The sequence below is a fragment of the Oceanirhabdus sp. W0125-5 genome (genome assembly GCF_027938815.1).
GTDB lineage: Bacteria > Bacillota > Clostridia > Clostridiales > Clostridiaceae > Oceanirhabdus.
Window position 1 is genome coordinate 1,291,319 of sequence record NZ_CP115913.1, and the last position, 20,326, is coordinate 1,311,644.

A 20,326-nucleotide genomic window follows, 5' to 3' on the forward strand; every position below is an offset into this window, starting at 1 on the left:
TTATGAAACAAAAAATAAACTTATATGTTGATGATTTACGTAATTGTCCAGAGGGGTTTAAGATAGCAAGAACAGTAGAACAAGCGAAATTTTATCTTGAAAATTTTGAAATTGAAATTCTTTCACTTGATCATGATTTAGGAATTGATGAACAAGGTAACATTGTACCTTCTGGATATGATTTAGTTAAATATATCTGTGAAAAAGGGTTAAGAGCTGAAAGTATATATTTACATACTGATAATTCAGTTGGTAGAGAAAATATGTATCATACTTTATTAGGTGCACAAAGAAGAGGATTTATTGATAGTGATATTAAGATTTATCATTATCCAGTAACTGAAAATATATACTCTGAAAATAAGAGATATTAGAGGGGATTAATTATGGATAAACAAAGATTACTATATGAAAATCTTAAAAACATTAAAGACTATTGGGTTGAGTCTAGTTTAGAAGGATTGAATCCAGATACTGATTTGATTTGGTCTGAATTTGAGGAACAATATAAACTACTTCAGAGTAAAATCATCACCGATACTGAAAAAGCTGCATATGAAAAAATTCTAAATGAAGTTATTCAAGGTGTATTACATTCTGTTTTGGTAATGATTGATGGTGGAGATGAATTAGCAGATAGTTATACATTAGATTTAATTGATAGAGAAACAACAGAATCTCTAAAGGAAAGTATTGCTTTGCATGAAGAAATTTTGATTATTTATTAGATGTAGAAGAATAAGGTATTACTAGACAAGCTTTTAAGGTTAAGTGAAATATCTATTTATATAGTAGTTTAAAGAAAGAGTTGGAGGGGGAAGATGAAAGAAACACTATCAAATTTTTTACAAGATGAAATATCAGACCAGGAATTTTATGATGCAATTTATGATTTTATAATTGACCAAAATATTCGTTCAGGCGAATATGAAGGCAATATTTTTATAATAAAGAAGTTAGACAGATTAAATTTCGTTATTTTTGAAGAGCATTGTTATAGGGAAGACAAACAGAGAGAAATATATAATGCTATCTCACTATTTAGAAAAGATATTCTGATAGCTATAAATGAACATGCTCATAAAAATGGTTTTATAGTTAAAGGATATGGTTCTGAAAGTAATGAAGTAATAACATCCTGGTAGATTTAAAAGGGGTAAATAAAATGGGTAAATATACTTGTCATGTTTGTGGTTATTCAGATTTAGATGAAGCTCCATGGGAAGGAAATATTCCAACTCATAATATTTGTGATTGTTGTGGAGTTGAATTTGGATATGAAGATTGCAAAGAAGAAAATGTAGAAAAATTTAGATGCAAATGGATTAATAATGGTTGTATATGGTTTAATAAAGAATTAAAACCTGATGATTGGGACTATGAGAAACAATTAGAGAATATTAACTACAAAATTAAGAAAAATGGTACTACAAAATAATAATTCTAAAGTAAGAAAATGAACTTAAAAGTCAAATATAATAAAATGTAAGTAATGGATGAAAATATTGATATCATCGATTATTAGTTAAAGTTTTTTACTAAGGTGTGACAAATCCTTTGATGATAGGAGTTTTAATATGATTAAGAAATTATTTAATAAGAAAAATAAAGAAATTGATTATAGAAAGTATATACCTAATTATGATTTTGATGCTGAATTATCGACCTATGAAGCGGAAAAAGATTTGTGTAAAATATCAACAATATATTGGTCTTTACTATTAGAAAATAAGGACTTAAAGAGAAGAGCTATAAACTCATTATCTGATACTATAGATAGCATGAATAGAAAAAAATTAATCTTATTAGATAAGATTTTTCGTTCAACAACATCATATAGCTGGTCATATGAATGGGAATCAGAGTCAGTTAATTCATTACTTGATTCAGAAATATCTCAAGATGAAAAAGTTAATATTATTGGATTATCAACATTTCATCCAAATGGATATTTTCGTGAAAAGGCTTTAGATGAATTATTTAAAATAGATAGTAAAAAGATATTACCCTTTATTATTATAAGGACTAATGATTGGGTAGACGTGATAAGAGAGAAAGCAACTAAATATTTAATAGAATATATAAGTAAAGAAAACTTTGTAAGCATTATGGACCACTTCATACTTTTTAAGCATACAGCTGAATATTCAAGAGGTAATTCTTATAAAATTATGGAAGAACTTAATCAATTAGTTAATACTGAAGACTTAACAGAAGAGATTTTAACTAGCTTAAAATGTAGAGATAATCATGCAAGGGATTTTTGTTATACTGTATTAATAAACAGGAGAGTAATTGATAGTGCTAATCTAATTAATATAATACTTAAAGAACCTATTGCTAAAATACGTGGAAAAGCCATTGAAAAAATTATTAAAACTTTATCATATGAAAAACTTTATAGTTTAAAAGATATATTTTTAAATGATAAAGGGTATAAGGTTAGAGAGATAGCTTTAACTGAATTATTCAATCGTGGTTATTTTGATACACCAGTTAAGCTAGAGTTTGCTTTAGTTGATAAATATTATTCTGTTAGAGAGCTTGCTAGATATTATATGCGGAAATTAGGATTTAAGTATTTTATAAAATTTTATACTGAAAGATTACAGGATAGTAGTACAAATGAATATGCTTTATTAGGATTAGCTGAAGTAGCTACAATAAATGAGGTAGATATACTGAAGAGTAATTTGAATCATAAGAAGATATTAGTGGTTAAGAAAATACTTAAATCTTTATCGATTATTGATTTTAACCTTTGTGAATCTGAAGTAATAGATGCACTGAATGATGAAAGAGTTGGTATTTCTAATGAAGCCAAAAGAATACTTATCAACAATAAAGGAATGTTTGACTTTAACTCAGTTTATAAAATATACAAAGAAACTAATATAACTATAATTAAAAGAAATGCAGCAGTTGTGTTATGTAATTGTCCTAAATGGGATTCTTTAAGATTTATTATGGAATTTGCTGCGAGCAGTGATGAATCTATTTCAGCTATTGGTATAAGTGCATTAGATAGATGGGAAATGACTTTTAATAGGTCCTTTATGCAACCGACAGCTACTCAACTAGAAGAGATAAAAAAATCATATATTAAATATAAGAATAATTTGAGTAAAGAGTTTATTGAGTGGATTGGATTTATATTGAAGAAGCTATAAGCTTGAATATGTAGATTAACAATATATTTCTTGTTGCTGTGTAATTATTTATAGTATTATCATGGTAAATTCACTAAGAAGTATCGAGCTACGTGAGATATCAAATGTGTTAATTGTTAATAAAAATTAGTTTATATTAATTTAAGAAAGGAATATGTTATGAAAACATGTTTGTGTTGTGGATATAAAACATTGGCAAGTGAAATGCATGATATTTGTCCTATATGTTATTGGCAAGATGACCCTATAAGCTGGGGAAATGCTGACTATGAAGGAGGAGTTAATGGTGATATTTCACTGAGACAGGCTCAAAAGAATTTTATGAAGTTTGGTACCTGTGATAAAGAAAGTATTGATTCTGTAAGAAAAGCAAATGATTTCGATATAAAAGATTTATCTTGGAGAGCGTATGAAAATTTAGATGGAACTATAATATCTATTGATATTAGTGTATCAGATATTAAAGAAATTAAAGAATTACACTTTCTATTAAAAGAAAAACTAGATTTTCCAGATTTTTATGGAATTAATTGGGATGCGTTTTGGGATGGAATTACAGGGTTAGTAGAGATGCCAGAAAAGTTAACATTCTATGGTTGGGATAATATTGAGAGAAAATTTCCGAAAGATGCAAAAATAATGAAAGAACTTTTAGATGATTTAAATAGCATGTATCCTAACTATTCATGTATTGTAGAATTTAGATAAGAAAATAGTAACTATATATTATTTGGAGGTAAGTTATGAAAGGTAACTTTGAGAGTAAGTTTAAGTATTGGGTTAGACAAGTTATCACAGATAAAGCCATTAGCAAAGATATATTAGCAATAAATTTTGGGCTATTTGAGAGTGATAATGGATTTAGTATATATGCAATAGGCTCTTCAGAGTATGATGAAGAGGATTTTGATTGGGCATGTAATGAGGATTATGTTCCCAGTAGTAAATACTTAATAGTAGATGATGAGAGATTAAACCAAATGGATTGGAATATATTTAATGATTATATTATAGATAAGTTAAGAGAATTCCTTAAAGAGGAATCATTAAACATTAGAGAAAGTATTAATGTAATAACAACAGGATTTGATGATGGAGATTTAGATGTAGTATGGAGGAAGATATAATGAATAAATCTCTAGTGGATGAATGTATAGAAGTAGCCATAGATTATTGTACTTATTCAATCGACATTGTTGAAAATTATAAAAAGACTAATAAATTATTTGAGAAATCCCATAAGTTATTTCTCAAATTGAAATCAAGTGCAGGTGGAATAGAGAAATTATATGAATTACTTAATCATGAGCATATTTATGTAAGATATACAGCAAGCATATACTTGCTGAATGTTGATGAGAAAGCAGCACTAGATTGTATTGAAAGATTAAGAGGGATAAATAGACATTTAGACTTTGATATCAAGTATTTGTTGAAAGAATGGAAAGCTGGAAACCTTACAATATATTAGAGTGAGAGCTGAATTTAGCACAACAATGTGTTTGAATAAGGGTTACTGGAATTGGCTTAGGGGGATGAAGTATATCTTCTTGATAACAGTTAGTGTTGTATTAAACTTATGCAGCTTCACTTCCATGAGTAGCTCATTGTATAGCTGGAAGGTATTATAAGCACAAAACTATTAGAGCAATGCAAAAAAACATAAATAGAGGTGAAACAATGGGTTGGAAACATATTGTAATGGAAGGGTATTGTTTTTTTCATAGTGATGAAGAGAAAGATAAAAAAATACCAGAGTTTTGTATAAACGGTTCTGATGATATTGGTTTACATTGTATAGAAGGAGGTGAAGGTGGTAATACAAGATGTCCGTATTTTGCCTTTGGAAAAGCAAGATCATCTGTAATTGTTACAGATGAAGAAGGTAAGGATTTCGCTTGTGATGGATTTTATATTGAAGATGCACATAAATTAAGTGATAGTGAATACCTAAAAAAAGAAAAAGAATGGATTGATAGATGGTCAGAAAAAATTAATCATAGCATAATAGAATCAAATGAAGACTTGAGTAATTATGAGTATGAGGTATGGATAGAAGAGGAAGAGTGTAAGGAGCATAAAAATGATATTACAAAAGATAATACCGATGTAGTTGTGGAATTTGAGGATGGAACACGTTTTTGGGCATCCTTCTTTACATATGATAATATTAATTGGTTGAGAGAAAAAAATGTAAATACAGGTGAATGTCTTAACGGTAAATATTTTTGGAGTAGCGATTTGATTATAGTTGATAAGATAAGTAGAGTAAGGATAGAAGAAATAATAAAGCATTTAATTAATGTAAATGAATTTAGACAAATATTTAGATATTATCCTAAAAAGGATTAACTAACTTAGTATAATATTAGTTTTATTAGGAGTGGTATTATGCCAGAATATTCGCAAATACAAACTTATATTAAATATAATGAACAAACATTTAATGAAGTACTGATTAAAGCTGGGGATTTGTTTTTAGAATTTGGAATTAATAAAAAGCTATTAGATAATTGGATTAAAGATATTTCTTGGAAGGTTGAAGATAATGGATTTGTCTATACATGGTGTGATTTTGAAACACAGAAAATTAAGATTCTAAATACAGATATTGATTTACAAATACGTCCATTAATATCAGGCTTTTTATCTCAAGAATTTTATGATGTTGTGAAAGTAGAGTTGCTATTTCATACTGATGAAATTGAAGATTACAGAACAAATAAGCTTACTAAAGAAATTGGACAAATTATCTGGAAATCATTAAATAAGTTTTGGGATTATTTTAAAGAAGCAGGGGTTTACTTTACTGATGAAGCTCAAGATTGTAAGGCTTTAGATGCAATTCATAGTAATAATATTGAAGAGTTATATCAATTTGATCTAGCAATAATTCCAAATAAGTTTGAATACTTATATAAAAATATTTCTACAGAATTTACATGTAAGAGAATATCAGATGCTTTAGTTATAGCTCGAACTTGTAGGTGGGAAACTTTGCCTTGGGATGCTAACTATTAAGATTTATTGGGAGAGAGGAATATGAAAGAAATATCTGTTGATAATATTACAAGTGAATATTTAGATAATGCTAATTTAAAAATGAAAGTCTCAGAAAATTTTAATGATATCATTTTAGAGTTTATGGTATATGGAAAGGTTAAAGAAAAGTACTGGAAAGTTATTTTTAGCTGTAAACGTGTTATAAATTTTGGGATAAGCAAAGAGGTTGATTCAGACGGAGCAGAGGAACATAGTCTTCTTGTACTTGATACCAAGGTTATTAAAAAAAGTATTGATGAGCTAAACAATATAGATCTTAGCGCATGCAAAGATTCAGATTCTGTATGGCAAATTGATATATATGGTGACTGTAATATAAATATTACTTGTATAGATTTTAATTGGAATATGAAGAGCTTAGAAGAAGAGGAATACTTAGAAAGTTTGTATAAATAGTACAGAAAAAAATCTTTGTTTTAAAATTAAATTTTTTTTGTTTAAGTAGATAAAAAAGATAACTAAAATAAACAATTCTAAAGATTTAATATATATAATTTTAATAAGTGAGGATATTAAGAATGAATTCATTACAATTACTTAGTGCAGTTTATAAGTTTGGGATTGGCTGTGGGATATTTACTATTAAAGAAACAATAGAGTTTTTTGATAAAGTTATTGAGGAGTTAGATAATCCACCATATGAGATAATTGAAGTAGCTATGATGTCTAAAGCCAAAATTGATGATATAGAAGATAAGCTTTGGGAATATCATGGTGCTGTCGATAATGAATATGTTCTTAAAGTTGCATTATCACTCATTAGTAAAAAATATATACAAAAAGAAATTGATATTAAGCATGCAATTAGATGTACAGAAAGATTACTTATACATACAGGGTTTTCATTTGAAGATGAATATTATGGATTATATTATTTAGACGATGCTTATCATTTGGCGGAAAATCATATTCATCATGATTTAAGAGATGTAGTAAATTCTTTTGAAGATAATATTAGCAAGTATGATAGCTACTATAAAGATTATGAAGAAGCTGTTAATGAGGTTATAAAACAGAGGTAATCTAAATATATACAAGCACCTAAATAATATTTTTGGGAATTAAAAGAGTAATGGAGTAGTACTTATTGACTGACTAATAAGGATACCCCGTTGTAGACGATATAGGTGATGAGGTGAATGGTGGTTGTGTGAGAAGTACATAAATATATGTTAGTGGAATGAAAGTTATTTGGTTACAGGTAGCTTTTATTTTTATGCAATTATCAACAATAAATTTGGAAGGTTTGGTATAATATTGTTTAAGAAATGTTTTGGAAATTTAGTTTAAGTCACCTTTGTTAGAGGGTATGAATTAGTATAAAAGTAATTTATCATAATTCGAGATAAGTAATTCATGAGAGTTAAAGGGGGAGTTTAAGAGATGAAGAAGATAATTGAATTTTATAATACAGATAAACCATATGGGTGCTTTTCTAATTTTTATGCTTCACCATTTGAATTAGACGGATATATGTGGAAAACAAGTGAGCATTATTTTCAAGCAATGAAGTTCCAAGGAACAGAACATTATGATTTAATAAATCAAGCTAAAACACCAATGGTTGCAGCAAAAATGGGGAGAGATAGAACACGACCATTACGTAAAGATTGGGAAGAAGTTAAAGATGATATTATGTATAAAGTATTAAAAGCAAAGTTTGATAGTAATGAAGAATTAAGAAATATATTACTTTCAACAGGTGATGTGATTTTAATTGAACATACTAGAAATGATTCATATTGGGCTGATGGAGGAGATGGTACAGGAAAGAATATGCTTGGTATCCTTTTGATGAAGCTAAGAGAGTCTTATGATGAATATGATGGTGAATATTTTTTACCACAGTGGTTAGCTTATCCAAATATTCATCCAATTGATATGTTTTGGAGAATGGGAGAAGGCGAAACTTACGTATATAAAATACATCTATGGCATCAAAAGTGGGGAGATAGAGCATTAAAAGAATATGAGAAATATTATGTAGCTCCTGAAGGATGGGAGTTATAAAAAATTTAGCTCATTAATTATGAAAGAAGGAGACTTTATGGACTGGTATAAAAAGAGAAATAAGACTAAAGAAAAAGAAATATTAACAGAGTTTGAGTTAAATCTTCTTAATAAGGCAAAGGCTATGATACCAGGATTACCACCAATACCATGGGGTGAGAGAATATTTATATGTGGTGCAGGAATTATTGCTGGGGGATGGGATAAGAATGATAATTTTGTGCTTATATCAGATTCAGCTTATAGTATTAATAATTCATCTAATGGTGAAACAAAAGAGATTATTTATGATTATGAAATAGTTGATAAAAATCTATCTGATGATTATCTGAAATTTACTATTCCATCAACCAATGAAATAATTAATATTTTTGGATTAAATGCTGGTGATGGTTTATATGTAAATGATGATGGGTGGAATATTGAAGTTATTTATCCATGGTGGCCTCGTGCATCAGTAATAATTAACAATGTTTTCGAGCCAGGTGCAGCTTCAAGAGAATACTTAGATAAAACTTATATGATTAATATTCAAGAATTAGATGGATGGATAAAATGTGGTTTTTCATGTTTAGGAGATAAGTTTGCAATACTAGGTTCAGGTGGAGCAATAATTTTTTCAATGATATAGATTGGGATTAAAGAATCTTTTGTAAGGGGGATGGGGGCTATGAATATGATTAAGAAATTATTTAATAAGAAAAATAAAGAAATTGATTATAGAAAGTATATACCAAATCATGATTTTGATTCTGAAATATCGGCCTATGAAGCTGAAAAAGATTTGGGTAAAATATCAACAATATATTGGGCGTTGCTATTAGAAGATAAGGATTTAAAGAGAAGAGCTATAAACTCATTATCGGATACTATAGATAGCTTGAATAGAAAAAAATTAATCTTATTAGATAAGATTTTTCGTTCAACAACATCATATAGCTGGTCATATGAGTGGGAATCAGAGTCGGTTAATTCATTACTTGATTTAGACATGTCTCAAGAAGAAAAAATTAATATCATTGGATTATCAACATTTCATCCAAATGGATATTTCCGTGAAAAGGCTTTAGATGAATTGTTTAAAATAGATAGTAATAAGATATTACCCTTTATTATTATAAGGACTAATGATTGGGTAGATGTTATAAGAGAGAAATCAATTAAATATTTAATTGAATATATAAGTAAAGAAAACTTTGTAAGTATTATGGAACACTTCACACTTTTTAAGCATACAGCTGAATATTCAAGAGGTAATTCTTATAAGATTATGGAAGAAATTAATCAGTTAGGTGATACTGAAAACTTAACAGAAGAAATTTTAACTTGCTTAAAATGTAGAGACAATCATGCACGGGATTTTTGTTATAAGATATTAATAAACAGAAGATTAATTGATAGTGCTAATCTAATTAATATAATACTTAAAGAACCTATTGCTAAAATACGTGGAAAAGCCATTGAAAAAATTATTAAAACTTTATCAGATGAAAAACTTTATAGTTTAAAAGATATATTTTTAAATGATAAAGGGTATAAGGTTAGAGAGATAGCTTTAACTGAATTATTCAATCGTGGTTATTTTGATACACCAGTTAAACTAGAGTTTGCTTTAGTTGATAAATATTATTCTGTTAGAGAACTTGCTAGATATTATATGCGAAAATTAGGATTTAAGGATTTTATAAAATTTTATACTGAAAGATTACAGGATAGTAGTACAAATGAACATGCTTTATTAGGATTAGCTGAAGTAGCTACAATAAATGAGATAGATATACTGAAGAGTAATCTAAATTATGAGAAAATTCCAGTGGTTAAGAAATTACTTAAATCTTTATCGATTATTGATTTTAACCTTTGTGAATCTGAAGTAATAGATGCACTGAATGATGAAAGAGTTGGTATATCTAATGAAGCAAAAGAATACTTATCAACAATAAAGGGATGTTTGACTTTAACTTAGTTTATAAAATATACAATGAAACTAATATAACTATAATTAAAAGAAATGCAGTAGTTGTGTTATGCAGTTGTCCTAAATGGGATTCTTTAAGATTTATTATGGAATTTGCTGCGAGCAGTGATGAATCTATTTCAGCTATTGGTAATAGTGCATTATACAGATGGGAAAGTACTTTTAATAGATCATTTACACAGCCTACAGCTACTCAACTAGAAGAAATAAAGAAATCTTATATTAATTATAAGGAGAAATTGAGTAAAGAGTTTATTGATTGGATTGGTTTTATCTTGAAGAAGCTATAAGCATGAAGATATACTTGGAGGTTACATTATGAATGATTATAATTATTTTTCAGAGAATACTATTGAATTGATGAGCGTACATGATTGTTATATTGAATCTATTGAACTTGATGATAATAAGATGACATGGAAGATGAGTCATCTTGATATATTACCTGAGCATGCTCTTAATCCTTTTAACACACCTAAACAAACAGATAGTGGATTAATTTATTTTGAAAAATATAGAATTGTTAGCATGAAAAAAGATTATGGAGTTACAATTGATTCAAAGACTAAAAAACCAATAGGTAAACCTAAAATAATAGTGATTGATAAAATATTAAGAGAGCATTTAGATTTATTAAATGATACTCAAGTTTTAAGTTGTAATCTGTTAAATAGAACAAATAATCGATACAAATATTATTTTTTAATTGATACCTTTGAATATATGATTGAAATAGAGGTAGAATTTCAGAATGCAAAGATATATTGGAATGAATATAAAAATGATGCATGGTTTGCAAGCAGATATAAAGGGTTGAAGTAATAAACTTCACAAAATGAGAAGCTTATCAAAAAAATAGGATATTAATAACTTGGAGTCAAAGTCATGAATAATTAGTAGAAAGGTTTTTCATTTTCTGTAATAGTTGTATTTAAAATAGGTTTTTAACTCTACTGTGAATAAAATTGTAATTAGGTGGTGTTAGTATTAATAAAGAATATTTCGCAAATAAAATTGTACTTAAATTTCCAGAGGACGAGAAAATATTTAAAGAGCATTTAGAAATATATGGTGAATTGTTAGGGCATGTTTTCTTTTCAGAGGGTATTAATGAACCATTATTTGAGTTGCTTAAAATTAATACAGATAAAAATTTAATTAAAAAATATATATCTTTTATTGAAGAAATGTATAGCGATGGAGATGATGATGTTAAGAATATTGTAATTGTAACTATATTAGAAAGATTAGGTGATGATGGTAAAGTACTAAGTAATGCTTACTCCTACTTTTCAAAGGAGCTAATTTGTATGTCAAAAGAAGTAGAAAGTTTTTGGGGGCGTAGATAATTTATATACTATTAATTAATAAAAAAAGTGTCCATTTGATTTTACATCATTCCTGTACTCAAGGTGTATTTTAGTGTTATAGAAGCTTTTTAATCTTAGGTACCTTATTTCAGCAGGCATGCCATGACTCCTTTAGATAAGGTATGTTCTTTGATTATATCAAATATATCACACCAGTTTTAATCAAGATAGCTTTAATAATGAACCCATACTTCTTTGATTTTACAACATAATTTTTGTTCTATAGTATCTATCAATTCTTCATTTAACTTTAACTTAGGATTTGAAATTTCAATCATGAATTTTGCGAAACCAGCTGATAAAATATATTTTAAATCATTAAGAGTAGAAGAATTTTTACAACATGGAGTAATAACATTTAAATCTTCAAAAAGATTTTCATATGCAGCACTCATTTTTTCATGCCACCAATCAATAGATATATCGAATCCACAATAAGGACATACTATACTTTCAAAATTACTCCCTTGGTCAACAAATTCTACATTTTTGAATACTTTAATTTTAACCTCATGAGCTAATAAATTTATTCTAAGAAATTCTTCTATTTCATGTCTATCATCTAGAGTAGGAATAAATTTATAGTCTTTTGGTATTACTTTTAAAATATTATTAGACATATTAGCTCTCCAATCTTTATTTATTATTAAATATTAATCTAATATAATTCCATTTTCAGTTTCTTTACGCTCAAGTCCGAAAAAACTCATTTCCCAAATACAATGAGCTATAATATTAGGAGTACTCATCTTAGATAATGTTTCTGTATCAATTTTTAAACCTAGCCAAGTACTAAATTTACATCCTTCAATACCATATACTTGACCAGCTTTATCTATACCACCTACATCAAAGTATAATTCTTTGTCATTTTCATAATATTCTTCTTGATATACTGCTTCACCATCTTTATCATCTTTGAAAGCACTTATATAAATAGCTAGATTGTCTTTATTTTCTACTGGGACGATGTCTCTTAGCTTTTTATAAAAATTTTTGTATTCTAAATATGATTTTTCAGTTTCAGTTTTATAGTGTCTAATAAAACAATCCCAAACATCACTAAAATTAGTTTCATTAATTAAATCTTTAAATATAGTCATAATTTCACCTTTTTCACTTTCATAGTATGTAATATAGCAAGTTGAAAACCCACTATTTATTTCATTGAACTTACTATTATAACAATCTCTATAGCTGCTTAGCTACTTGTGATGCAAAATAAATATTTGGACTATAATTCTTTTGTATCTATTCTAAATTATACAGAATTATCAACTTACTTTCAAATATTTAACATTTGTTCGGACGTACAATTCCAATATTATTCTTAAATCTAGCCAAACATAACAAAAAGTATAAATAAATTATATTCCTCAGCATATAATTATAAAAAAATAATATGTTGAGGTCTTTTTATGGCAAAAAATAAGTTCATTGTAGAAAGACATTATAGTAATCAGTCAATTGATAAGCTAATGAAGTCTTTGGTTATTGTTAAACTAAATCAAAGTATGAAAGAACAGAGAGATGAGAAGACTAATGACAACATAAATACCGCTCTCATAAAAGATGAGAGTAGGTGATAGCTATGCTTAAGGAATGGAAAGTAGCAATCTATGCTAGGGTTTCGACTGACAAACGAGAGCAGCAAGAGTCAATTCCAGCACAGATTCAATGTCTTGAAGAGTGGTTAGCCAAAAATGGTAAAGAGGATAGAAATTATAATTATAAATTAATTAAAATATATGAAGACCAAGGGGTAAGTGGTTCGACTTTCGAACGTGATAGTTTTAAACAAATGGAAGAAGATATTGAGAGTGGTAAGATTGATATGGTTCTCACCAGGGATTTATCTAGATTCGGAAGAAACTATATCACATCTGGATATTATTTAGAAGATTACTTTAAAGTCAAAGGTGTTAGATTTATATCTGTATTGGATAACGTCGATACCATAGACGATGTGAATGATATTGTACCATTCAAAAATATTTTAAATGAGATGTACATTAAGGATTGTTCTCGAAGAACTAGAGATGGTTTAAAACAAAGAATGAAAAGAGGTTCCTGTATCTTGAGTAAGCCTCCATATGGATACAATATAATTGATGTATTTGAAAATGGGGTCAAGAATAAGAAGTTAGTGTCAGCTAATGATGAAACAACAGAAGTGGTAAAAAAGATTTATGATTTATATCTACAAGGATGGGGAGTTGGCAGAATAGCAACTCATTTAAATAATAAGAGTATAGCACCTCCATCTATGAGATTTAATACTTTTCCTAAATCAAAATTTGGGCTGTGGACCAACAATACCATTCAATCAATACTGTCTAATCCTAAATATAAAGGTGTATTGATACAGGGGCAATATAGGAAAGTAACTTATAAATCTAAAAAAGTTGTCAAGGTACCTGAAGATGAGTGGATTAATGGTGGAGAATTTGAAGGAATAATTGATAAAGATACCTTTGAGAAAGTAGAAGAAGAAATGAAAAGAAGGTCTAAAGGATATAGATATAAGGGAGCTCCAAAGCATATCTTCTCAACAGTATTAAGCTGTAATGAGTGTAAAGGTTCTATGTCTTATAGAAAGAAATATCAAGGATACAAATGTACAAATAGCCAAATGGGTGGAGGTAGGTGTACAGCTCATTCCATTAAAGAAGAGTATCTTAAAGAAATAATTATTCAAGATTTAAAAGCATTCGTGAAAGAGTATGTTGATGAGAATGAACTTTACGATGAAATTGAAGGAATGTTAAATAAGAAAAGTAATTTTGGAGATAGGATAATTGAGATTGATAAAGAACTAAAGAAGCTTGATAGCCAATTTGAAAGAGTATACCTTGATAAGATAAATAATGTTTTGAGCGAAAGAAATTTTGAGAATATCGCCTGTACAATAGAGAAGAAACAGAATAATTTAATCCAATTTAAGGATGAGCTATTAGAAACTAAGGAAAAATATGATGATAAAAATGCTGTATATGAGGCATACAAAGATAAAGTTGATAAGATATTAAGCTTTCAAGAGTTTGATAGAATGACCGTAGAGAGCTTGATTAATAAGATTATAATAACAGAAGACAAAGAAACAAAAGAAAAGAAGATAGACATTTATTATAAGTTCCATTCATAAAAAACAATTCTTAAATATTAATAATCTAAAATGACCCATAACGTCTAAAACCCGACCGCTACATGCATTGGTCTTTCAGCAGTAAAACTTTTAAAAAAAGATAAGGATGCAACCATGATTGTACTTCCTTCAGATCACCACATTGATGGTGAACAACAATTTAGGGACACTATTGAAAACGCAGTTGAAACAGCACAGAGAAGACGAGGATTAGTAACCATAGGTATAAAACCAACAAGACCTGAAACTGGGTATGGATATATAGAAATGGGTAACCGTGTTAGTGGTGAAATACCGACCTATAAGATTTCAAGATTCCTAGAAAAACCTAACCTGGAGGTAGCGAAAGATCTACTGATGAAGGGAAATTACCTTTGGAATAGCGGAATGTTTGTATGGAGAGCAGATGTATTCCTAAGAGAAATGGAAAAATATTTAGGAAAGACATATAAAAGGCTAATGGATATATATGTTAATCTAGATACAGAAAACGAGGATAGGGTAGTTGAGGAACAGTATAATCTCATAGATGGCATATCCGTAGACTTTGGAATAATGCAGAAGACGCGTAAAGGATATGTGGTTAAATGTGAGTTTACTTGGGATGACGTAGGTAACTATGGTGCCTTAAGTAGATTTTTAAGAAGTCATAATGGAAATGGTGTAAGAGGGAATGTATTTATAGAGCAATCTGAAAATTGTTCTGTATTTGCAAAAGATAAATTTATTATTGGATTTGGAGTCAAAGATTTAGTTGTTGTTGAGGATGGAGATGTAATCCTCATAATGGATAAAAATAGAGATCAAGAAGTTAAACACCTTGTGAGTAAGTTAAAAGAGAAAGGAAATTACGAAGGGTACTTATAGATAAAGTTATCCAAAGAGTTTATGGAAATTATTAAAAATTGATACAGTATGTTAATCCTCACAGATTTATTCTGTGGGGATTTTATATGCTATGATATAATACAATGAAAAGTATTGTTGTCTAAGGAGAAGAAGAATGAATAATAAGGGGATACCTAGAATTTATAAACGTCAGGAAAAGAGCATATTAAAAGAATCTAAAAGACAAGGGCTAGAAGTAATTGATGTAATGTACGTTGATTTTAAGGAAGAGGATAGAAATAACAACGTATTAAATACTGCTGTGAAATCAATCTTGGGTGGAAACTTGAAGGTTACTTATGCTCAAGTATTTTTATTTAATAAAAATGGAGAGAAACAGATATATATACAGCCATATGCTGGACAAATTGCTTTGCCTGGGGAACATCATATAATATTATCTGGAGGATTTTCGTCTCCCATTGTACTTAAAGATCAAGAGATGTATGGTGGACCCTGTTGGAAATGTAAAAATAGCAAATTAGAAAATTGGGTAAATAAAGAGGAAACACCACTTGAGAAAGCTTCAAAAGAAGTTGAGTTCCAATGGACTGTAGGAACTGGAAAGATAGACTTAGAGTGGGGGGGACAGTTTTATTATATAGGAGAGGGAAAATCACATTTAATAATGCAATCTGGACGTTATGGTGGATTTATAACATATAAAGTTGGGTTTAAAGAGTTTGGTCAATTGGTTGAAGCACTGAAAAATATCCTTGAGGATAAGGTCTATGATGAGCAGCAGCCTATTTACAAGTCGCATTATATTAATATAGTAAAAAAATATATAAACAGTTAAATATCATCCGCTATATTCTTAATTTACAATTATTTTACAAAAACTATATAGGGTGTATACTTATAATTGATATTATATTTATGGGTGAAATAATATTAATAAATTAATGTTGGAGGAGAATTTATGAAAAAAATAATATCAATAATGCTTATATTATTAATATCCTTAACTGGATGTACTGTAAATGGAGTAGGGTTAGAATCTAAAAAGGGGTCTGGAATAAAAGAGACAAAGACATTTGATTTAAAGGGCTTTAAAAAGATTTCTGCATCTCATGTGTTTCAGGTAACAATTGAGAAATCAGATGAGTTTTATGTAGAGGTCACATATGACGATAATTTAGCTGAAGATATTAAGGTTGAAGTTAAGGGAGATACACTTAAGTTGTATATGGATAAAAAATTCAATTATAATAATGTAGAGGTAAAGGCTACTATTAAAATGCCAGACATATATGGTATTAAAGGATCCGGAGTATGTGATTTTGAATTAGAAGAAGGGTTTGACTTTGATCATGATCTTAATTTAGATTTTTCAGGTGTTAGTAAGCTTAGAGGAAAGATAAGTACTGGAAATATAGAAATAGATATTAGTGGTTGTAGTAGTGTTTCACTTAAGGGTTCTGGAAAAGAGTTATCATGCGATGTTTCAGGGGTTAGTGATCTTGATTTAGAGAACTTTATAGTAGATAATGCTGATGTAGAGGTAAGTGGAAGTAGTACAGCTGAAATTAATACTAATGGAAAGATTAAAGTTGATGCAAGTGGAACTTCAACCTTAAAATATAAGGGAGATGCAACTATTGACTCTTTAGACGTATCAGGTGTTGCTAAGGTAAAGAAAATAAAATAGTTTAAAATATCTACAGAAATTTTCTGTAGATATTTTTATTTTTAAGATTACTTGAATTTATTTATCAAGCACTTATTATACTAATAATAAAGGTATTGGAGATATTAATATGTATTGCATAATATTATTTGAAACAGGAGAAGTATAGATGAGGAAGAATATTAGGAGGATAAGGATTTATAGCAATAAACTAACTAAATCTATTCAGGTATGTGAAGAGGTAACGGAAAAGCTTAAGAATAATGGTTTTGAGATAGTTAAAGAGTTACCTGATCTTGTGGTGTGTGTTGGAGGAGATGGCACATTTATTCATGCTCTAAAGACACTTGATTTTGATACAGAAGCTATATATGTTGGAATACATACTGGTCATCTTGGTTTTTTACAAGAAATCAACACTCAAGATATAGATTACTTCATTGAATGTTTAAAGAATTCTAATTATAAAATAGAGCAGCATAGGATACAGGAGACTAGGGTTACATGTGGTGGAATTAGTGAGAAGTTTCATTCTTTTAATGAGGTTGTAATAAGGGACGAGAATCTTAAGGTGCTGCACATTGAGATAAAAATTGATGAGAACAGTTTTGAAAGATTTTCAGGAGATGGAATAATCATATCAACCCCAATTGGTTCCACGGCATATAATATGTCAGCAGGTGGAGGATTGGTATTTCCATCACTCGATGTTCTTCAATTAATGCCGTTGGCACCTTTGAACTCTGGAGCGTATAGGTGTATAACTAACAGCATATTGGTACCACCAGATAAAATTATTAATATCCTCCCATTGAATAGGAAGAATATATCCATATGTATCGATGGAGAAGTGAGAAATTTTAAATGTGTTGAGTCAATTCAATCAATGATGTCACCAAAATATATAAAAATGTTGAGACTTGAGAATTATAGTTTCTGGACTAGAATACAGGAGAAATTCTTATAGATATGTAAAAGTCCCCACAGATTGAAATGTGGGGACTTTTGGTTATTTACTATTATAATCTAATACTACTTTTCCAATCTCTTTAAGGAAAGGAATGCTTTTAGAATTATATTCATATCTGCCATCCAGATATCCATTTTCGTTTGCATAAATAACAGCTGTTAATAGAAATTCTTTTTTTGATATTTCATCATAGAAATATCCATTATCAATCATGAAGCCATAGGCCATGCCATACTTATTTAGCATATGAATATTTTCTTTATTAGATGGAGGATCACCTCCATACAATAAATATTTATGATTTGTTTTCTCAAGATATTTTCTTAAAAAAGTTAAATCGTGATTTGATAGATTAAATTTGTACTCGTTTTTAAAATAGTCATTGAAAATTACTGCAGCCATCATTCCTTGAAGGTCTTTTATTGAACTATAATTTTTTCTTGAAAAATTTTTGTTCTCCATTGAACCCACAGTTAACCCTTTAGGGTGGATGTTAAATAAATTATTAGTATTATATTTACTAGGTTCAACATATAATGTATCGCCTTTTTTATCTAAGAAGACTATTTTGCTTGAGTACTTATTATCTTTATTACTAAATTTTCCACTTAACCTATGAATTATATTAGTATTGTTATAACCGTGTTCTTTTAAAGCTTCGTTATAATAATTTTGACCTAAAAGTTCATATAGCGTATTATAAGATGAATTATCACTATATAATAAAATTTTCTTAATATTATCATAGACCGAATTTCCTTTTTGATTAACTGAGCTTTCTGATAAATCATCAAAATGCATAGTACTATACATATCTAACCCTTCAATGTTCAAGTTATTGAGTTTTTCTAGTGATAAAAGACAAGAAGATAATTTTATTGAACTTGCAGGATAAAAGTAACTTTCATCATCAACTTTATAAGAATAGCTATCGAAATATGGAAGACCATTTTTATCTCTAGTTACTTCAGTATAAAGAATTTGAACCTTATAATCTTCTGTGTAATCTAAAATTATATCTGTTACACCTGAAACATTATTTTTTAAGTATTCTTCAAACCAGTTATTATCTTTTTTATTAACATATCTAAAAGATTGAAAATAGGCTTTTTTAGAAAATTTCATATCAATTTTCATGGTGTAATTCTCATTGAGTTTGTAATCACCTTTAGGTGGATGGATTATTAAAATATTTTCATTATCCTTATCTATTTCAAAACTTAAATCTTGAATAATGTTGGAATCACTTAATGTGATTTTAATATCTTCTGTATCTTTGATTAAGTAATCAAGAGTAATGTTCCATATATAGTTACTATCAAATATTCTTTTATAATTAAATATAGTAGCATTAGTGTCTTTCACTGGAGAGTTAAGCTGAGGACTATAGAAAAAATATTCATCAGATTTATTGATGTTACTACTATAAACATCTTTATTTTTATTAACTGAAACCATAATATTATAATCTTCAATATTTATTGAAGGAGCACCTATAAATAGCATGGTTTCATCACCTAGTCCAATTCCATATAAATTTTCACAAGGATTTTCACTGGATTGTAGGAGATTCCAATGGGAATCAGTTAAATGTTTTTTATAATATATTGAATAAGTAGTTCCTCTATCAGAGTCAGTTGGCAAAGTTAATACATAGTAATTGGATATATATTTTTCTAAAACTACATCATCATAATCAATTATATGATCAAGATCTTTACCAAAAACTTCAAATGAAATGGAGGACATTAAAAATATTAAAGTAAAAATAAAAAAAATAATTTTGTTATAAATTTTCATAAATGACTCCTATAATAGTATTTCTAAACATAAAAATAGATGTATTTAAAAAATAAAATATTCTTTATAACATTTGCTTTCAAAGCTTTTATGTTTATTTTTTAAATGTACATTATATATAGTATGTTTTAATAAAAGATTACATTCTATATTTTTAAAAAAGAAAAGTTATTCTATTTAATTATGTGAATAGATAAGACTAAATATTATTTTTAAGGGGGTAAAAATAATATTTAGTCTTATTTACAAAAAATTAACAAAATAACCCCTTATTTTTTATAGTTTCTATCGTATATATTTGT

The 20,326-nt window shown here is 28.1% G+C and carries 26 protein-coding genes and 1 pseudogene; 24 read left to right on the forward strand and 3 right to left on the reverse strand.

What is annotated here, in order from left to right; all coding sequences use genetic code 11:
- The first annotated feature begins 2 nt into the window (after positions 1-2).
- The 18 genes from OW730_RS06240 (at position 3) to OW730_RS06325 (ending at position 11,570) form a co-directional block, all read left to right on the forward strand.
- Positions 3-374, forward strand: a complete 372-nt coding sequence (locus OW730_RS06240; protein ID WP_271228204.1) for a cyclic-phosphate processing receiver domain-containing protein — start codon at positions 3-5, stop codon at positions 372-374.
- Positions 375-386: 12 nt separating this feature from the next.
- Entirely contained in the window at positions 387-728 is a 342-nt protein-coding gene (locus OW730_RS06245; RefSeq protein ID WP_271228205.1) for a histidine kinase, read from the forward strand.
- Between the two features lie 93 nt (positions 729-821).
- Positions 822-1,145: a hypothetical protein gene (locus OW730_RS06250; protein WP_271228206.1), complete on the forward strand. Its 324-nt coding sequence runs from the start codon at positions 822-824 to the stop codon at positions 1,143-1,145.
- Positions 1,146-1,165: 20 nt separating this feature from the next.
- Positions 1,166-1,438: a hypothetical protein gene (locus OW730_RS06255; protein ID WP_271228207.1), complete on the forward strand. Its 273-nt coding sequence runs from the start codon at positions 1,166-1,168 to the stop codon at positions 1,436-1,438.
- 139 nt (positions 1,439-1,577) lie between these two features.
- Positions 1,578-3,170 carry a hypothetical protein gene (locus OW730_RS06260; protein ID WP_271228208.1) on the forward strand — a complete coding sequence of 531 codons (1,593 nt, stop codon included), beginning with the start codon at positions 1,578-1,580 and terminating at the stop codon, positions 3,168-3,170.
- A 159-nt stretch (positions 3,171-3,329) separates the two neighbouring features.
- Positions 3,330-3,878 (forward strand): CPCC family cysteine-rich protein, encoded by a 549-nt coding sequence (locus OW730_RS06265; protein ID WP_271228209.1) that lies wholly within the window; start codon positions 3,330-3,332, stop codon positions 3,876-3,878.
- A gap of 35 nt (positions 3,879-3,913) precedes the next feature.
- Positions 3,914-4,297, forward strand: coding sequence for a hypothetical protein (locus OW730_RS06270; RefSeq protein WP_271228210.1), 384 nt, complete (start codon positions 3,914-3,916; stop codon positions 4,295-4,297).
- On the forward strand, positions 4,297-4,641 hold the full coding sequence (locus OW730_RS06275) for a hypothetical protein (protein WP_271228211.1): 345 nt from the start codon (positions 4,297-4,299) through the stop codon (positions 4,639-4,641). The genes OW730_RS06270 and OW730_RS06275 overlap by 1 nt, the downstream gene beginning before the upstream one ends.
- Positions 4,642-4,820: 179 nt before the next feature.
- Positions 4,821-5,522: a hypothetical protein gene (locus OW730_RS06280; protein WP_271228212.1), complete on the forward strand. Its 702-nt coding sequence runs from the start codon at positions 4,821-4,823 to the stop codon at positions 5,520-5,522.
- 39 nt (positions 5,523-5,561) lie between these two features.
- Entirely contained in the window at positions 5,562-6,191 is a 630-nt protein-coding gene (locus tag OW730_RS06285; protein WP_271228213.1) for a hypothetical protein, read from the forward strand.
- A 21-nt stretch (positions 6,192-6,212) separates the two neighbouring features.
- Positions 6,213-6,629 (forward strand): hypothetical protein, encoded by a 417-nt coding sequence (locus tag OW730_RS06290; protein ID WP_271228214.1) that lies wholly within the window; start codon positions 6,213-6,215, stop codon positions 6,627-6,629.
- Between the two features lie 122 nt (positions 6,630-6,751).
- Positions 6,752-7,255: a hypothetical protein gene (locus tag OW730_RS06295; RefSeq protein ID WP_271228215.1), complete on the forward strand. Its 504-nt coding sequence runs from the start codon at positions 6,752-6,754 to the stop codon at positions 7,253-7,255.
- A gap of 361 nt (positions 7,256-7,616) precedes the next feature.
- On the forward strand, positions 7,617-8,243 hold the full coding sequence (locus OW730_RS06300; RefSeq protein WP_271228216.1) for an NADAR family protein: 627 nt from the start codon (positions 7,617-7,619) through the stop codon (positions 8,241-8,243).
- A gap of 19 nt (positions 8,244-8,262) precedes the next feature.
- A complete protein-coding gene (locus tag OW730_RS06305) occupies positions 8,263-8,874 on the forward strand; it encodes a hypothetical protein (protein WP_271228217.1) in 612 nt (203 codons plus the stop codon).
- Between the two features lie 45 nt (positions 8,875-8,919).
- Positions 8,920-10,209 (forward strand): hypothetical protein, encoded by a 1,290-nt coding sequence (locus OW730_RS06310; protein WP_271228218.1) that lies wholly within the window; start codon positions 8,920-8,922, stop codon positions 10,207-10,209.
- Complete coding sequence (locus OW730_RS06315; protein WP_271228219.1) at positions 10,191-10,511, forward strand: hypothetical protein; 321 nt, start codon at positions 10,191-10,193, stop codon at positions 10,509-10,511. The genes OW730_RS06310 and OW730_RS06315 overlap by 19 nt, the downstream gene beginning before the upstream one ends.
- A 28-nt stretch (positions 10,512-10,539) precedes the next feature.
- Positions 10,540-11,043, forward strand: a complete 504-nt coding sequence (locus tag OW730_RS06320) for a hypothetical protein (RefSeq protein WP_271228220.1) — start codon at positions 10,540-10,542, stop codon at positions 11,041-11,043.
- 242 nt (positions 11,044-11,285) lie between these two features.
- Positions 11,286-11,570 (forward strand): DUF7674 family protein, encoded by a 285-nt coding sequence (locus OW730_RS06325; RefSeq protein WP_442945434.1) that lies wholly within the window; start codon positions 11,286-11,288, stop codon positions 11,568-11,570.
- A gap of 194 nt (positions 11,571-11,764) precedes the next feature.
- On the opposite strand, the gene OW730_RS06330 is transcribed toward OW730_RS06325, so the two are convergent.
- Together OW730_RS06330 and OW730_RS06335 are read right to left on the reverse strand one after the other, a co-directional pair.
- Entirely contained in the window at positions 11,765-12,211 is a 447-nt protein-coding gene (locus OW730_RS06330) for a hypothetical protein (RefSeq protein WP_271228222.1), read from the reverse strand.
- A 33-nt stretch (positions 12,212-12,244) separates the two neighbouring features.
- Positions 12,245-12,694, reverse strand: a complete 450-nt coding sequence (locus OW730_RS06335) for a DUF6557 family protein (protein WP_271228223.1) — start codon at positions 12,692-12,694, stop codon at positions 12,245-12,247.
- Positions 12,695-13,009: 315 nt separating this feature from the next.
- Between OW730_RS06335 and OW730_RS06340 the strand changes: the two genes are divergently transcribed.
- From OW730_RS06340 to OW730_RS06365, 6 genes and pseudogenes are all read left to right on the forward strand, one after another.
- Entirely contained in the window at positions 13,010-13,177 is a 168-nt protein-coding gene (locus OW730_RS06340; protein ID WP_271228224.1) for a hypothetical protein, read from the forward strand.
- A gap of 5 nt (positions 13,178-13,182) precedes the next feature.
- Complete coding sequence (locus OW730_RS06345; protein ID WP_271228225.1) at positions 13,183-14,736, forward strand: recombinase family protein; 1,554 nt, start codon at positions 13,183-13,185, stop codon at positions 14,734-14,736.
- Between the two features lie 54 nt (positions 14,737-14,790).
- A pseudogene (locus tag OW730_RS06350) lies at positions 14,791-15,603 on the forward strand (mannose-1-phosphate guanylyltransferase); the annotation flags it as partial.
- 136 nt (positions 15,604-15,739) lie between these two features.
- The gene (locus tag OW730_RS06355) at positions 15,740-16,423 is read left to right on the forward strand and encodes a hypothetical protein (protein ID WP_271228226.1); all 684 of its coding nucleotides are present in this window, start codon (positions 15,740-15,742) and stop codon (positions 16,421-16,423) included.
- A gap of 123 nt (positions 16,424-16,546) precedes the next feature.
- The gene (locus tag OW730_RS06360) at positions 16,547-17,275 is read left to right on the forward strand and encodes a head GIN domain-containing protein (RefSeq protein WP_271228227.1); all 729 of its coding nucleotides are present in this window, start codon (positions 16,547-16,549) and stop codon (positions 17,273-17,275) included.
- Positions 17,276-17,423: 148 nt separating this feature from the next.
- A complete protein-coding gene (locus tag OW730_RS06365; RefSeq protein ID WP_271228228.1) occupies positions 17,424-18,221 on the forward strand; it encodes an NAD(+)/NADH kinase in 798 nt (265 codons plus the stop codon).
- Between the two features lie 42 nt (positions 18,222-18,263).
- On the opposite strand, the gene OW730_RS06370 is transcribed toward OW730_RS06365, so the two are convergent.
- Entirely contained in the window at positions 18,264-20,024 is a 1,761-nt protein-coding gene (locus tag OW730_RS06370; RefSeq protein WP_271228229.1) for a serine hydrolase, read from the reverse strand.
- Positions 20,025-20,326 lie beyond the last annotated feature (302 nt).

What these genes read in the sequence shown, in the direction of transcription:
- OW730_RS06240 (WP_271228204.1), top strand. Translation starts at nt 3, where the DNA reads ATGAAACAAAAAATAAACTTATATGTTGATGATTTACGTAATTGTCCA.
- OW730_RS06245 (WP_271228205.1), top strand. Translation starts at nt 387, where the DNA reads ATGGATAAACAAAGATTACTATATGAAAATCTTAAAAACATTAAAGAC.
- OW730_RS06250 (WP_271228206.1), top strand. Translation starts at nt 822, where the DNA reads ATGAAAGAAACACTATCAAATTTTTTACAAGATGAAATATCAGACCAG.
- OW730_RS06255 (WP_271228207.1), top strand. Translation starts at nt 1,166, where the DNA reads ATGGGTAAATATACTTGTCATGTTTGTGGTTATTCAGATTTAGATGAA.
- OW730_RS06260 (WP_271228208.1), top strand. Translation starts at nt 1,578, where the DNA reads ATGATTAAGAAATTATTTAATAAGAAAAATAAAGAAATTGATTATAGA.
- OW730_RS06265 (WP_271228209.1), top strand. Translation starts at nt 3,330, where the DNA reads ATGAAAACATGTTTGTGTTGTGGATATAAAACATTGGCAAGTGAAATG.
- OW730_RS06270 (WP_271228210.1), top strand. Translation starts at nt 3,914, where the DNA reads ATGAAAGGTAACTTTGAGAGTAAGTTTAAGTATTGGGTTAGACAAGTT.
- OW730_RS06275 (WP_271228211.1), top strand. Translation starts at nt 4,297, where the DNA reads ATGAATAAATCTCTAGTGGATGAATGTATAGAAGTAGCCATAGATTAT.
- OW730_RS06280 (WP_271228212.1), top strand. Translation starts at nt 4,821, where the DNA reads ATGCAAAAAAACATAAATAGAGGTGAAACAATGGGTTGGAAACATATT.
- OW730_RS06285 (WP_271228213.1), top strand. Translation starts at nt 5,562, where the DNA reads ATGCCAGAATATTCGCAAATACAAACTTATATTAAATATAATGAACAA.
- OW730_RS06290 (WP_271228214.1), top strand. Translation starts at nt 6,213, where the DNA reads ATGAAAGAAATATCTGTTGATAATATTACAAGTGAATATTTAGATAAT.
- OW730_RS06295 (WP_271228215.1), top strand. Translation starts at nt 6,752, where the DNA reads ATGAATTCATTACAATTACTTAGTGCAGTTTATAAGTTTGGGATTGGC.
- OW730_RS06300 (WP_271228216.1), top strand. Translation starts at nt 7,617, where the DNA reads ATGAAGAAGATAATTGAATTTTATAATACAGATAAACCATATGGGTGC.
- OW730_RS06305 (WP_271228217.1), top strand. Translation starts at nt 8,263, where the DNA reads ATGAAAGAAGGAGACTTTATGGACTGGTATAAAAAGAGAAATAAGACT.
- OW730_RS06310 (WP_271228218.1), top strand. Translation starts at nt 8,920, where the DNA reads ATGATTAAGAAATTATTTAATAAGAAAAATAAAGAAATTGATTATAGA.
- OW730_RS06315 (WP_271228219.1), top strand. Translation starts at nt 10,191, where the DNA reads ATGTTTGACTTTAACTTAGTTTATAAAATATACAATGAAACTAATATA.
- OW730_RS06320 (WP_271228220.1), top strand. Translation starts at nt 10,540, where the DNA reads ATGAATGATTATAATTATTTTTCAGAGAATACTATTGAATTGATGAGC.
- OW730_RS06330 (WP_271228222.1), bottom strand. Translation starts at nt 12,211, where the DNA reads ATGTCTAATAATATTTTAAAAGTAATACCAAAAGACTATAAATTTATT.
- OW730_RS06335 (WP_271228223.1), bottom strand. Translation starts at nt 12,694, where the DNA reads ATGACTATATTTAAAGATTTAATTAATGAAACTAATTTTAGTGATGTT.
- OW730_RS06340 (WP_271228224.1), top strand. Translation starts at nt 13,010, where the DNA reads ATGGCAAAAAATAAGTTCATTGTAGAAAGACATTATAGTAATCAGTCA.
- OW730_RS06345 (WP_271228225.1), top strand. Translation starts at nt 13,183, where the DNA reads ATGCTTAAGGAATGGAAAGTAGCAATCTATGCTAGGGTTTCGACTGAC.
- OW730_RS06355 (WP_271228226.1), top strand. Translation starts at nt 15,740, where the DNA reads ATGAATAATAAGGGGATACCTAGAATTTATAAACGTCAGGAAAAGAGC.
- OW730_RS06360 (WP_271228227.1), top strand. Translation starts at nt 16,547, where the DNA reads ATGAAAAAAATAATATCAATAATGCTTATATTATTAATATCCTTAACT.
- OW730_RS06365 (WP_271228228.1), top strand. Translation starts at nt 17,424, where the DNA reads ATGAGGAAGAATATTAGGAGGATAAGGATTTATAGCAATAAACTAACT.
- OW730_RS06370 (WP_271228229.1), bottom strand. Translation starts at nt 20,024, where the DNA reads ATGAAAATTTATAACAAAATTATTTTTTTTATTTTTACTTTAATATTT.